The sequence below is a fragment of the Microbispora sp. CL1-1 genome, assembly GCF_012034195.1.
GTDB lineage: Bacteria > Actinomycetota > Actinomycetes > Streptosporangiales > Streptosporangiaceae > Microbispora.
The window spans coordinates 1-1,111 of the sequence record NZ_JAATEK010000136.1; the positions used below are offsets into that span (position 1 = coordinate 1).

A 1,111-nucleotide genomic window follows, 5' to 3' on the forward strand; every position below is an offset into this window, starting at 1 on the left:
CGGCGGACGGAACGGTGGTGTACGTACGGGGAGGAAAGGGAACTGCGGCCGGGGCGTGTGGGGAAGCGGCCGATAACGACGGCGTTCATCCTGGGGGGAGGCGGCAGCCTTGGGGCCGCGCAGGTCGGCATGCTCTGCGCGCTCACCGACCGGAACGGGGCCATATGAATCGTTTCATATATCGGGTGCGCCGCGAACTGCTCCAGCACGCGCGGATCAAGGACCTCGGCACCCGGTGCGTCTACGGGAGGACACCGCTGACCGAGGAGGTGGCCGAGCTGCTGCCGTCCCGGCTGGCGGGGGGATCCATGTCCGTACGGGCGGGCCGGCTGGGCCTGGCGCTCGGGCTCATGCGCCTGCGAGAGGATCCGGCACGGGCGGCGGCCCGGCTGTGGCCGGGTCTGGATCCGCGCTGGCGGGGCGACTACGTGATGTGGCCGCTCGCCGTGCCCGCCGCCCTGCTGCCCGGCTCCGATGCCGAGTTGTCGTCCCGCGGCGCCGGACACCTGCACCGCTTCGTGGCCGAGCGCGTCGTGGGCTGGCACCCGGCCTTGGTGCGGCTGGATCGAGGCCGCCGACGTGGACCAGACCTCCTGCGTCCCGATCAGGAGCTCGGTGCCCGTCGCGCCGTGGGAGGCGTCCGCCGTCACGGTGCTCGGAGACGCCGTCCACGCGATGAGCCCGGCCCAGGGCTCGGGGGCGAACTGCGCGCTGCTGGACGCGGCGCTGCCCTGCCGCACGCTCCGCGCGGCCGTGTCCTCGGGCGCGTCCCTGACGGCCGCGATCGGGGAGTACGAGCGGCGGATGACCGAGTACGGCTTCGCCGCGGTGCGCGCGTCCGAGCGGGCGGCGTCGTCGCTCGGCGGAGGCCCGCTCGGACGCGTTCTCCGACGGATCGGTCGTCTGTCACGCTGGCCATGTCCGGGCACGCACCCGGCCGTGTCGCGATCCCCGATGCGGACCGCCCGCTCGTACAGCGAGGGTTTTCGGGATGAGAAGGGCGGGCTCGGTCGTGTGCCGAGCCCGCCGGTCGGGTTCCGCCCGGTTCCGGTCGCCGATGGCGCTCACCCGGTGGGTTTGCGCGTACGCCGGGAGGCCGGGCGGGTTTCGG

General features: G+C 74.0%; 1 protein-coding gene. It reads left to right on the top strand.

The genetic code is table 11. From position 1 onward, the window contains the following. Positions 1 to 579: 579 nt before the first annotated feature. Positions 580 to 1,111, top strand: a 532-nt coding sequence (locus HCK04_RS40285; RefSeq protein ID WP_185949121.1) for an FAD-dependent monooxygenase, incomplete at its 3' end; no start/stop codon positions are given.